A 12,470-nucleotide genomic window follows, 5' to 3' on the forward strand; every position below is an offset into this window, starting at 1 on the left:
CGGGAACGGGCCGACGCCCCGGGATCATCGGTGATCCGTATTGACGGGTGCGCCGCAGCGGGAGTACTCCCCTCCGTGAGGAAAACAGTACCCCAACCACCAAGAAAAGGTAAAGCGATTGGCAAAAGAAAGGCCAAGTTACCTGCTCAGAGGCCTTTACTAGTACTTGGTGCGTGCGTTCGCCACCTGCGCGAGAACCTGCTGAAGCACCTGACTGCCGGACGGCACGAGTGCCGGTTCGTACGTCCAGGCATGACCGACCCAGGGGTCGGCGAGATGATCCTCGGCCACCGGCGTCAGCCGCAGCAGCCCACGCCACAACGGATCCAGCAACGGACCGTAACCATCGGCGTCCTCCCGGTCGGCGACGAGCATCAGGTGCACACCGACGGCGGGGCCCTCGTCCGCGAGGTAGCGCAGCTGGGTCACGGCCCGGTCGTCGAACCCGTGCGGGAAGTCGTTGACGACCAGGAGCTGCTGGGAGATGTCGAAGCCGGGCGGCAACGAGTCGGCCGCGCCCCCGCGCATCGCCATCTGCACCAGATCGACCCGCTCGGTGAGCCGCCCGAGGACCGCCGCGACGCCTGCCGCGCCCTGTGCGGGCGGGGCCGCCAGCACCCCGCTCTGCACCAGCGGTGCCAGCTCCCCGGCTCCCGAACCGGCAGGATCGACGACGTGCACGGTGAACTCGTCCGCCGGATGCACCGCCAGCAGACGCGCGACGTGCGCCACCGCGGACTCCATCGCGAGGCGGCGCAACTCGTGCGAGTCGATGAACGCACCGTCGAACGAGCCCGGCCGGCCGCTGTCGATCCACAGGCCGCGTTCGAGCGGGAGCCGAACCAGCATCGGGATGCGCAGCGGATCGCTCTCGGGCAGGTGGAGATCGCCCAGTCGCAGGGCCATGGGCATCTCCATGGGCACCCGGTAGGCATGCCACACGGGGTTGTCCCAGCGCGCGAAGGACACCGGCAATGCCGGTTCGACCACGTCGGCCTCGGCGCCGAGCTGGACGAGATCGCGCTCCAGTGCCTCGCGGGCCTGGTCGACGAGCTGGACGCGCCTGGTCTGCGCCGCCTCCCGGGCCGCGTCGCCCTGCCCGCCGATCCTGCTGCGTGGATCGGACAGGACCTGGTCGAGCTCCCGCTCCATGCGTGTGTCGGCGAAGTCGACGGCGCTGCGATACGCGGCCGTTGTGCGGGCCAGGTCCTCGAACATGCCCCAGACCTGGTTGTACAGCCGCTCCTCCATCGACCAGCCGGTCGCGTCGCCCGCGACGGGCGGTGCGGGCCGGCCGGGCTGCGCCGGGGGCGCGGCCGGCGGGGGCGGGGGCGGAGCCCCGTTCCGCCGACGCGGGTGGCTGTAGTCGATCGGTCCCCCGGGGGACGCCGTCGGCGGCGGCTGGGTGGCGTCCGGGTCCGCCGGGACGCCCTGTGGGTTCTGCACCGCCCCGTAAGGGCCGCCCGCGCTGTGACCGCCCTGGTGCGGCTGTGCGCCGCCCTGCTGGGCGCCGTACGGTGAGCCGCTCTGGTCCGCGCCGAGCGCGGACGCGGCCGCCTGACGGGAGCGGTCCCCGTCGGCCGTGCGCGACGGCGGTGCCGGAACCGAGCGTGCCACGCCGTGGGCGACGGCCTCGTCGACGGCGGCCGCGACTTGGTGCGCCTGCGGCAGCCCCTGGTCGGTGAGGAGTTCGGCCAGGCCGCCCGCGTAGCCCTGGCCGACGGCGCGCACCTTCCAGGCGCCCTGCCGCCGGTACAGCTCCAGTGCGACGACCGCCGACTCCGCGTCCAGGCCGGTGATGGTGTACGAGGCGACCTCGGAACCGTCGAGCCCGGTGACCGCGACGAAGGGGGCCGAGAGCGACCCGAAGCTGACCGGCCCGCCGGTGCCGGGGGGCAGCGCGAGCAGGACGTCGACCCGGTGCACGGCCGCCGGCATGGCGTCCAGGTCCACCGCGAGACGGTGGTCGGCGGCCGCCTGACGGGAGACCTCCAGGCCGGGCAGTGTGGGCGCCCCCGGGTGGGCCACCCACTCGACGCCGTGGATCCTGCCGCTCTCGTCCCCGAGCGTGGCAGCCGCCACGACAGGCCGGCCGGCCGAGACCCGGATCTCGAGCCGGACCTGGGAGAGCGGGTGGTTCTGCCCCCGCACCAGCTCGGCCACCATCGCCTGTCGTCCCCCCTGCGTCGCGTGTGGTGTCGTCCTCTGCCGCTTGCCGAGGCTGCTACAGCGCCGGCACGATCGCGGGCATCAGGTCCTGGAAGGTGCGGCCGTTGGCGGGCGTGCCGAGGGCCGTCATGTTCCAGCCGCCGCCCACGCGGTGCACCTTCGCCATGATCTGGGCCGTGTAGGCGCCGCCGCCCGCGAGCGTGTAGCGCGCGAGTTCCTGGCCGTTGGTCTCGTCGACCAGACGGCAGAAGGCGTTCTGCACTTCCTGGAACGTCTGGCCGGTGAAGGAGTTCACGGTGAAGACGATCTGGTCGATGTGGACCGGCACCCGCGCGAGGTCCACGAGGATCGCCTCGTCGTCGCCGCCCTGACCGACACCGCCGACGAGGTTGTCGCCGGTGTGACGGACGGAGCCGTCGTCGCTCACCAGGTGGCGGAAGAAGACGACGTCGACCGGCTGCTTGTCCGCGAACAGAACGGCGGAGGCGTCGAGGTCGATCTCCCGGGTCCGGGAGCCGAACAGGCCGCGCCGCGGGGCCGCCTGCCAGCCGAGACCCATGCGTACCGCGGTCAGGCTGCCCCCGTCGTTCTTCTGCAGACTGATGGCCTGACCCTTGGTCATGTTGACGGTCACGCGCTGATTCCCCTCTCGGACTGTCCCCTGTTGCCGCGGCCCCCGCGGTTGACCGAAACACTACGCAAAGGCACTGACACCGCCGTAGCCAGGCCCACGGTTTGTGTCGGTCTTGCAACACAGCGCGTGCCCGGCCCGGCCTGACGGCCGCACCCGCCCCGTCAGGCCGGTCCGGCCTCCGTCAGGCCAGTCCCGCCTCTCTCATCTGGCGCAGTTCCTTCTTCATCTCGGAGACCTCGTCGCGGATCCGGGCGGCGACCTCGAAGTGGAGGTCCGCCGCGGCTGCCCGCATCCGCTCGGTCATCTCCTCGATCTGCCCGGCGAGTTCGGCCGCGGGCCGGGCGGTCGGGACCGTCTCCTTGGCCTTGCCCCGGGCCGCCTTGGACTTCGCGCCCCTGACCGCTTTGTCGCCGAGGGAGGGAACCGGGGCCTTCGTGCCGCCGCCGTCCTTCTTCGCCCGGTAGCCGGAGCCCAGCAGCTGCTCGGTGTCGACCTCCTCGCGGGCGATCTGGGCGACGATGTCATTGATCTTCTTGCGGAGCGGCTGCGGGTCGATGCCGCGCGCCGTGTTGTAGGCGACCTGCTTCTCCCGGCGGCGGTTGGTCTCCTCGATGGCCCGTTCCATACCCGGGGTGATCTTGTCGGCGTACATGTGGACCTGACCGGAGACGTTGCGCGCCGCGCGGCCGATGGTCTGGATCAGCGAGGTGCCCGAGCGCAGGAAGCCCTCCTTGTCCGCGTCGAGGATCGCCACCAGGGACACCTCGGGCAGGTCCAGGCCCTCACGCAGCAGGTTGATGCCGACCAGGACGTCGAACTCGCCCGCGCGCAGCTCGCGCAGCAGCTCGATACGGCGCAGCGTGTCGACGTCACTGTGCAGGTAGCGCACCTGGATGCCGAGTTCCAGGAAGTAGTCCGTGAGGTCCTCGGCCATCTTCTTGGTGAGCGTGGTGACCAGGATGCGTTCGTCCTTCTCCACGCGCATGCGGATCTCGTGCACCAGGTCGTCGATCTGGCCCTCGGTCGGCTTGACGACGACTTCCGGGTCGATGAGGCCGGTGGGACGGATGATCTGCTCCACGACGCCGTCCCCGCGGGAGAGCTCGTACTTGCCGGGTGTCGCCGACAGGTAGACGGTCTGCCCGATGCGCTCCTGGAACTCCTCCCATTTCAGGGGACGGTTGTCGAGAGCGGAGGGCAGCCGGAAGCCGTGGTCGACGAGGGTGCGCTTACGGGAGGCGTCGCCCTCGTACATGGCGCCGATCTGGGGGACGGTGACATGGGACTCGTCGATGACGAGCAGGAAGTCGTCCGGGAAGTAGTCGAGCAGGGTGTTCGGCGGAGAGCCCGGCAGACGGCCGTCGAAGTGCATCGAGTAGTTCTCGACTCCGGAACAGGAGCCGATCTGGCGGAGCATCTCCAGGTCGTACGTGGTGCGCATCCGCAGCCGCTGGGCTTCCAGCAGTTTGCCCTGCTTCTCCAGTTCGGCCAGACGCTCGCCCAGTTCCTTCTCGATGTCGTTCGCGGCCCGCTCCAGGCGCTCGGGGCCCGCGACGTAGTGGGTGGCCGGGAAGATGTACAGCTGCCGGTCGTCGCTGATGATCTCGCCGGTGAGCGGGTGAAGGGTGGACAGGGCCTCGATCTCGTCGCCGAACATCTCGATGCGGACGGCGAGCTCCTCGTAGACCGGGAAGATCTCGATGGTGTCGCCGCGTACCCGGAAGGTGCCGCGGGTGAAAGCCAGGTCGTTGCGCGTGTACTGGATGTCGACGAAGCGTCGCAGCAGCTCGTCGCGGTCGAGCTCGTCGCCCACCCTGAGGGGGACCATCCGGTCCACGTACTCCTGCGGGGTGCCCAGGCCGTAGATGCAGGAGACCGAGGCGACCACCACGACGTCGCGCCGGGTGAGAAGCGAGTTGGTCGCGGAGTGCCGCAGGCGTTCGACCTCCTCGTTGATCGAGGAGTCCTTCTCGATGTAGGTGTCCGACTGCGGTACGTACGCCTCGGGCTGGTAGTAGTCGTAGTACGAGACGAAGTATTCGACCGCGTTGTTCGGGAGCAGTTCGCGGAACTCGTTCGCCAGCTGGGCGGCCAGGGTCTTGTTCGGCGCCATCACCAGGGTGGGGCGCTGAAGCTTCTCGATCATCCACGCGGTGGTCGCGGACTTTCCGGTGCCGGTCGCGCCGAGCAGGACGACGTCCTTCTCACCTGCTTCGATGCGCTTGGCCAGCTCGGCGATGGCCGCCGGCTGGTCGCCGCTGGGCTGATAGGGACTGACGACCTCGAAAGGCGCCACCGTGCGTTCGATCTGGGAAACGGGCCGCATGCCATCCACCGTACGACTCCCCACTGACAACGGGGCCGGATCAGGGCTTCCGCGGACTTGGACCGATCCGGGCGGGTCCGGGCTCAGCGGTTCTGCGGCGCGCGGGAGTCGACGTACGCCACCCTGCGGCGGCCGCGGAGCCGGGAGCGGCGCGAGCGAAGCGGGGCCGCCGGGTGCGCGGGCACGCCGGGCTTGTGCTCGGCGGGGGTCCAGTCGGGCCTGCCCATGACCATCAGCGGGTCGAACATCACGACGGCCCCGGCGAGGCAGAGGAACGCCAGGGGGCCGATCAGCATCGGCGCGAGGAGGGCCGCCGGCGAATCGCCCGCGGTCGGGGTGTCGGTGGTGTGCAGGTGGACGCTGAGGGCGGCCATGCCGGTGTAGTGCATGCCGGTGACGGCCAGCCCCATGACCAGGCCGGCGCCCACGCTCCACATGGAGCCCCTGACCTGCCCCGCGGCCCACAGTGCGGCGGTGGCGGCGGCCATCGCTATGGCGACGGAGACGCCCACGGTGAACGTGTCGTATTCGAGCTCGCCGTCGAAACGTATCCCTGCCATGCCCAGGTAGTGCATCGAGGCGATGCCCAGGCCGGTGATCGTGCCGCCGGTGAAGAGCGCGGTCCCCGTCGCTCCCTTGTAGCCGACGATGAAGATCCCGACGCCCACCATGAGGATGGCGACGCCCAGGCTGGCGTAGGTCGTCGGTTTGTCGTAATGGATCGGGGCGTCTTCGACCGTGAAGCCGATCATCGCGATGAAGTGCATGGTCCATATGCCGGAGCCGATGGCCGCAGAGCCGAGGGCGAGCCACCCCGGACGCCAGGAGTGGGCGACGAGCATGGCTCTGGTGGTGCAGCGCAGACCGAGAGCACCGCCGAGGCAGGCCATGACGTAGGCCACCAGCGGTGTGACGAGTCCGTAGCTGAAACCGTCGACCGTGCCTTGCATGCGCGGTTGCCCTTCGCCCTGTTGCTGGATCTTCGAAAACGCGCCCGCCCCCGACCGCTGTACGCGGTCAAGGCTGAGAGAGAGTATGACTCCCACCTGAATGGTCGAACGATTTTGCGGCAAAGAAACACGGCCTTGCCGCACATGTGCGGCAGCGGTGAGGGGCCTGGAACGTCCCCCCCTTGCCTCCTGTGGCCGTCCTGCGCTCCCCCGCCGTCGGCCCTGTGCTGTCACAGTGTTGCTGTAGGTGATCGCTCGACGCGAGGAGCACGGATGCACGCGCAGGCAGTTGTCGCCACGACCGCCGCGGTCCTGGGCTGCGTCGCCCTGCTGCCTCCCGTTCACGAGGCCAGGGCGGGCATAGCCGTCCGGCCCTCGGTGATCGCCCACCGGGGCGCGTCCGCCTACGCCCCGGAGAACACCCTCGACGCCGTCGACAAGGCCGCCTCGATGGACGTCCTCTGGGTGGAGAACGACGTCCAGCGCACCAAGGACGGCGAACTCGTGGTGATCCACGACGACACGCTCCGCCGCACGACCGACGCCGAAACGGTCTATCCCGGCCGTGCTCCGTGGAAGGTGAAGGACTTCACCGCGGCCGAGACAGCGCGGCTCGACGCGGGCAGCTGGTTCGGTCCCGCGTACGCGGGCGCGCGCGTGCCGACGCTCAAGGCGTATCTCGACCGGGTCGAGCACCACCACCAGAAGCTGCTCCTGGAGGTCAAGAACCCCGAGCTGTATCCGGGCATCGAGCAGCAGATCCTCAAAGTGCTGAGCAACGAGGGCTGGCTGGACCGGCGGCATCTCGACGGCCGGCTCGTCGTGCAGAGCTTCAGCGCCGCCAGCCTGCAGACCGTGCACCGGCTGAAGCCGGGAGTGCGTACCGGGCTGCTCGGCGCGCCGGCCGTGGGGGATCTGCGCCGGTACGCCGGCTACACCGATCTGATCAACCCGTCGCACACCGCTCTGTCCTCGGCGTACGTCGACGCCGTGCACGCGCTGACCGGGCCGCACGGCACGCCGATGAGGGTCTTCGCCTGGACCGTCGACGACGCCGTGACCGCCCGGACCGTCGCCGGGTACGGCGTCGACGGCGTCATCACCGACAAGGCGGACGTGGTGCGCCGCGCCCTGTACCGGTATTAGCGGGGCGCCCGCAGCGACGTCCGGGCGTTGTCAGTGGCGGGTCGTACGGTGGGCGCATGAACAGCCATGGGCAGGACGGACAGCAGGTGGTGTGGACCGTCGTCGGCACCGACATCGGTCCGCTGTTGCTGGCCGCGACCGGCGAGGGCCTGCTCACCGTGGTGTTCCACGCCACCGACGCGGTGCGCGACAGGGTGCTCGACCGGCTGGCGGGCCGCATGGGCGCGGAGCCCGTCGAGGCGCCCGGCTCCCCGCTGCTGGCCGAGGCGGTTCGGCAGGTCGAGGCGTACTTCGCCGGCGAGCGGCGCGATTTCGAGCTGCCGTTGGACTGGTCGCTTGTCTCGGGCTTCAACCGGCAGGTGCTGCGCGAACTCGCCTCCGGCGTTCCGTACGGGGCGGTCGTCGGCTACGGCGACCTGGCCGGACGGGTGGGGCAGCCGGGCGCGGCGCAGGCGGTGGGGGCGGCGATGGGCTCCAATCCCCTGCCGGTCTTCGTGCCCTGCCACCGGGTGGTCGAGAGCGACGGCGGCATAGGCGGGTTCGGCGGAGGCCTCGAGACCAAGCGGAAGCTGCTCGCTCTGGAGGGGGTCCTGCCCGAGCCGTTGTTCTGAGACGGGCCAGAGGGATCTCGGACGCGGCAGGGGGTGTTCTCGCCCACAGGTCCGAGGGGTTTGACCGGTCGTGCCGCTCGCCAGGGATGAGGAGGAGACCGACAGACAGGAGGCGGGCGCGTGGTGCTGGTGGTGTCGGAAGAGGTGCGGGATGCGGTCGACGCGCGTCGACCAGTGGTGGCCCTGGAGTCCACGATCATTTCGCACGGGCTGCCCCGCCCGCGCAACCTTCAGGTGGCGCTGGAGCTGGAGGCGGCCGTACGCGCGGAGGGCGCCGTGCCCGCGACGATCGCGGTGCTGGACGGGCGACCCTGTGTGGGCCTGGAAAAAGGGCAGTTGGAGCGGGTCGCCAACGAGGACGGATTCCGCAAGCTGGGCCATCGCGACCTGCCGCTCGCGGTGGCCTCCGGGGCGAGCGGAGCGACCACGGTGTCGGCGACGGCCCTGCTGGCCGCGTCGGCGGGGGTGCGGGTGTTCGCGACGGGCGGTCTCGGCGGGGTGCACCGGGAATGGACGCTCACCCAGGACGAGTCAGCCGACCTGGGGCTGCTGGCGAGGACCCGGATCACGGTGGTGTGCGCGGGCGTCAAGTCGATCCTGGACGTGCCGGCGACCCTGCAGCGGCTGGAGACCCTGGGCATCGCCGTGGCCGGGTACGGCACCGACCGATTTCCGGGGTTCTATCTCTCCGACTCGGGTCATCCCGTCGACTGGACGCTGGAGACCCCGCAGCAGGCGGCCGAGGTCATGCGCGCTCAGGATGCCCTGGGGGCACCGGAGTCGGCGCTGATCGTCGCCAACCCGGTGCCCGAGGCGGAGCAGCTCGATCCCGAGCTGCACACGCGTGTGCTCGCCGACGCGCTGCACGCGTGCGAGAAGGCGGGCGTGACCGGTCAGGGCGTCACGCCGTTCCTGCTCGACTATCTGGTCCGGCACACCGACGGCGCGTCGCTGAGCGCCAACCTGGCGGCGGTGCGCGGCAATGTGCGGCTGGCCGCACGGATCGCGACGGCGTGGACCGAGGCATGACCACCGTGCCCGGCTGGTCGGACGGGCCGGACGGGCCGGACGTCGGTCACGCCCGGCGGGCGGCGGCGAGGCTTTCGGGCGAGCCGTCGAGGCCCACGGGAGGCGGCTCGGTCCGGGACACGGGTGGGGGCACGGGAAACCGGCCGGAAGAGGGCCGAGGGCGGGCCCCGGGAGAGGGCACGGGGACGAGGTCCGTCACCGGGACGGGTTCCGCTTCGGGGGCGGGAGGCGGCGAGGCGCTGCTGGTCGTCGGGGACGTCGTGACAGACGTGGTCGCACGGCACCGGGGGCCGCTGGCCCCGGGCACGGACACGGCCTCGGTGATCAGGACGCTGCCGGGCGGCGCGGGCGCCAACGTGGCGTGCTGGGCGGCACACCGGGGCTGTCCGGACGTACGGCTGCTCGGACGGGTGGGCGCGGAGTCCGCCGGCTGGCACGAGCGGGAACTGATCGCCTGCGGTGTGCGGCCCCACCTCGTCGTCGATCCGCACGCGGCCACCGGGACGGTGATCTGCCTGGTCGACGCTGACGCCGCCGCCGAGCGGACGTTCCTCACCGACAGCGGGGCATCCCTGCGGCTCGACCCCGACGACTGGTCGGAGGCCCTTCTCGACGGTGTGGGCCGGCTGCACCTGTCGGGCTATCTGCTGTTCTCGCGGACCGGGCGGGCGCTGGTGCGCACGGCGGCGGCTTCGGCACGCGCGCGCGGAGTGCCGGTGAGCCTCGATCCCGCGTCGGCGGGCTTCCTGACGGAACTGGGCGTCGACCGCTTCCTGACCCTCGTCGAGGGGACGGACGTGCTGCTGCCCAGCCGGGACGAGGCCTGCCTTCTGACCGGGCTGCCCGATCCGGCGGAGGCCGCGGCCCAGCTGAGCCGCCATGTCCCGTTGGTCGTGGCCAAGCAAGGCTCCGACGGTGCGCTGGTGGCCCGCGACGGTGCCGTCCTGGCCCGCGTCCCCGCCGTCGCGGCGGCCCCGAAGGACACCACGGGCGCCGGCGACGCGTTCACCGGAGCGTTCCTCGCCGCGCTGCTCACAGGCGCCGACGCGGCGGCGGCCGCGGCGGAGGGCTGCCGGGCCGGTGCCGTGGCGGTGGAACGCGTCGGCGGCAGACCGCCCGCCCCGGGCGGGACAACAGGGCAGACGACGACTCGGACGGCACACGCCCGCTGAAGGGGTGAGCGACCGGCGACCGAAGGAGCGGCCGAGCCGATCCGTCCGCGCCGATCCCACGAGCGCAGCCAGCCGCGAGGCGGCCAGGCGAACGCCGGACGGCTACCGGGCCGGCGGGGCCGAACGCTATCCCTTCCGGCCCCACGCCGAGATCATCGGTGCGGTCGTCAGGTCCATGCTGCCGGACGCGACGCTCGCCAGGTGCCGGTCGATCTCCTCGTCGGTCGCGAGGCCCGCCTTGACGAGCTCGTCGCGGATCTGGCGGACCGTCGCGGACTCCAGGGCGGTGCAGGCCTCAGAGGTGAGGGGGAAGTAGGCGTCGGCCTCGACCCGCACCATTCCGGCCTCGCGAAGCAGACGCGGGAGCTTGCGGCCGTAGGAGAGGTCGGCTCCGCGGCCGGCGAGGAGCTGACGGAAGCCCTGTCGCAGACGGTTCGCCAACTGCTGTTCGGGGCCGTGCTCGTCGGGGCAGAGCAAGGGCTGCAGGGCGGGGTCGGCGTCCTCGATCAGGAGCCGTCCGCCGGGGCGAAGGGCCCTGACCATCGACCGCAGAGCGCGGTCCCGGTCGGGCACATGGACCAGGACGAGCCGGGCGTGCACCAGGTCGAGCCCTTCCATCGGCGGCTCGTCGAGGCCGAGGTCGTGGACGCGGACCTCCACCGGCGGGCGCGCGACGGACCGCAGCCGGGAGGTGTCGATGTCCGTAGCGAGGACCTTGCCCGTCGGACCGACCTTCTTCGCCAGCCAGGACACCACGGAGGCGCCGCCGGCGCCCGCCTCCCAGCAGCGCCAGCCAGGGCCGATCCCGAGTCCCTCGAGATGGCGGAACGTCGTGGGATCGAAGATCGTGGCGAAGGCGTCGAAGCGTTCCCCCGCCTCCGGCTGCTGGTTGTCGAGGAGGTATCCGTCGGATCGCGTCATGCGACGATCATCCCAGTTGTCCGGCGTGCTGAACCTGGTCGACGCGGCCGTGCGCCCTGCCCCGGAAGGCCCTCCGCGGCCTGGGGGAGGCGTCCGAAATCTCGTCGCCGGGCGGGTCCCGGCTGTCCCGAAGTCCCCTCGTCCACAGGCGGGAACAAAGCGGAACCTCCCCTTTCCACAGGCTTACGCACGACCTGCCCGGGCCTGGCAGACTGGCGCGCCAGGGCGCAGGAATGCGGCACAGGGAGTTTCACGCGAGGAGACCCGGATGACCATGGCGGGGAATCTGCGGAAGGTCGCCGACTTCGGGAAGGTCGGCGGCCTGCGCAGGGTGGCACGGCTGGCCCGACGGCGCCCGCTGGTCGACCTGAGTCACCATGCCCGCTCGCCGTTGGGGTCGTCCGTGGTGAACTGCGTGACGTATCGGGACGGCGTCCGGGCTCCGCACGGCGGAGATCTGGTGGACACGGTGGAGCGTGTGCGCAAGAGCGGTCATGGTTTCGTGTGGCTCGGCCTGCACGAGCCGACCAACGACGAGTTCGCGGGCATCGCCGAGCTCTTCGACCTGCACCCGCTGGCGGTCGAGGACGCCGTCGAGGCCCATCAGCGGCCGAAGGTCGAGCGCTATGGCGAGACCTTGTTCGCGGTGTTCAAGACGGTCTGCTACGTCGAGCACGAGGAGCTCACCGCGACGAGCGAGGTGGTCGACACCGGGGAGATCATGGTGTTCGTCGGCCAGGACTTCGTGATCACGGTGCGCCACGGCCGGCACGGCTCGCTGGGCCCGCTGCGCGAGGCGCTCGAGTCCGACACGGCCCAGTTGACGAAAGGCCCGTCGGCGGTGCTGCACGCCATCGCGGACCATGTGGTGGACGACTACCTCAACGTCACCGACGCGGTGCAGGCGGACATCGACCAGGTCGAGACGGATGTGTTCGCGGAGAACGGCGCACGGGCTGATCCCGGGCGCATCTACCAGCTCAAGCGTGAACTTCTGCAGCTGAAGCGGGCGGTGGTGCCGCTCGGCCGGCCCCTGCTGGACCTGGCGGACCGGCCGGTCCAGGTGGTCGATCCGGAGATACAGGCGTACTTCCGGGACGTCTCCGACCACCTGTTGCGGGCCACGGAACAGATCGCCGCCTTCGACGAACTGCTGAACTCGATCCTTCAGGCGCACCTGGCGCAGGTCACGGTCGCGCAGAACGAGGACATGCGCAAGATCACGGCATGGGCGGCGGTCATCGCGGTGCCGACGATGGTCTGCGGGGTGTATGGCATGAACTTCGACCACATGCCGGAACTGCACTGGAGGTTCGGTTACCCCCTGGTCATCGGCGTGATATCCCTCGCCTGCTGGGTCCTGCACCGCGGCTTCCGGCGCAACGGCTGGCTCTGAGCGGCCCTCCCGTCGTCGCTCGCGTCAGCCGTCGTTCCACAGCCTCCGACGCTCGGCCCTCAGCTCGTGGGCTCTCCGACGTCAGCTCTCAGCCACCACGCGGACCTCGTCGTCCT

The 12,470-nt window shown here is 71.0% G+C and carries 10 protein-coding genes; 5 read left to right on the forward strand and 5 right to left on the reverse strand.

The features are described from left to right. Positions 1–159: 159 nt before the first annotated feature. The 4 genes from IE239_RS03755 to IE239_RS03770 all read right to left on the reverse strand — a co-directional run bounded on the left by IE239_RS03755 (position 160) and on the right by IE239_RS03770 (position 6,079). A complete protein-coding gene (locus IE239_RS03755; protein WP_190147792.1) occupies positions 160–2,166 on the reverse strand; it encodes a TerD family protein in 2,007 nt (668 codons plus the stop codon). Positions 2,167–2,224: 58 nt separating this feature from the next. After that, on the reverse strand, positions 2,225–2,803 hold the full coding sequence (locus IE239_RS03760) for a TerD family protein (RefSeq protein WP_190147793.1): 579 nt from the start codon (positions 2,801–2,803) through the stop codon (positions 2,225–2,227). Between the two features lie 181 nt (positions 2,804–2,984). Continuing rightward, positions 2,985–5,129, reverse strand: a complete 2,145-nt coding sequence (uvrB, locus tag IE239_RS03765) for an excinuclease ABC subunit UvrB (protein ID WP_190147794.1) — start codon at positions 5,127–5,129, stop codon at positions 2,985–2,987. An 83-nt stretch (positions 5,130–5,212) separates the two neighbouring features. After that, positions 5,213–6,079, reverse strand: coding sequence for an MHYT domain-containing protein (locus IE239_RS03770; protein WP_190147795.1), 867 nt, complete (start codon positions 6,077–6,079; stop codon positions 5,213–5,215). A 273-nt stretch (positions 6,080–6,352) separates the two neighbouring features. Between IE239_RS03770 and IE239_RS03775 the strand changes: the two genes are divergently transcribed. The 4 genes from IE239_RS03775 to IE239_RS03790 all read left to right on the forward strand — a co-directional run bounded on the left by IE239_RS03775 (position 6,353) and on the right by IE239_RS03790 (position 10,037). After that, positions 6,353–7,225, forward strand: a complete 873-nt coding sequence (locus IE239_RS03775; protein WP_190147796.1) for a glycerophosphodiester phosphodiesterase — start codon at positions 6,353–6,355, stop codon at positions 7,223–7,225. A 56-nt stretch (positions 7,226–7,281) separates the two neighbouring features. Continuing rightward, entirely contained in the window at positions 7,282–7,836 is a 555-nt protein-coding gene (locus IE239_RS03780) for a methylated-DNA--[protein]-cysteine S-methyltransferase (RefSeq protein ID WP_190147797.1), read from the forward strand. Between the two features lie 120 nt (positions 7,837–7,956). Next, entirely contained in the window at positions 7,957–8,865 is a 909-nt protein-coding gene (locus IE239_RS03785; protein WP_190147798.1) for a pseudouridine-5'-phosphate glycosidase, read from the forward strand. Continuing rightward, positions 8,862–10,037, forward strand: coding sequence for a carbohydrate kinase family protein (locus tag IE239_RS03790; protein WP_229877784.1), 1,176 nt, complete (start codon positions 8,862–8,864; stop codon positions 10,035–10,037). Before IE239_RS03785 ends, IE239_RS03790 begins: the two co-directional genes overlap by 4 nt. A gap of 126 nt (positions 10,038–10,163) precedes the next feature. Here IE239_RS03790 and IE239_RS03795 read toward each other — a convergent pair whose 3' ends face one another. Continuing rightward, on the reverse strand, positions 10,164–10,958 hold the full coding sequence (locus IE239_RS03795; RefSeq protein ID WP_190147799.1) for a class I SAM-dependent methyltransferase: 795 nt from the start codon (positions 10,956–10,958) through the stop codon (positions 10,164–10,166). Between the two features lie 268 nt (positions 10,959–11,226). Between IE239_RS03795 and IE239_RS03800 the strand changes: the two genes are divergently transcribed. Continuing rightward, positions 11,227–12,354: a magnesium and cobalt transport protein CorA gene (locus IE239_RS03800; RefSeq protein WP_190147800.1), complete on the forward strand. Its 1,128-nt coding sequence runs from the start codon at positions 11,227–11,229 to the stop codon at positions 12,352–12,354. The last annotated feature ends 116 nt before the right edge of the window (positions 12,355–12,470 follow it).

Source organism: Streptomyces humidus, from assembly GCF_014649655.1.
Taxonomy (GTDB): domain Bacteria; phylum Actinomycetota; class Actinomycetes; order Streptomycetales; family Streptomycetaceae; genus Streptomyces; species Streptomyces humidus.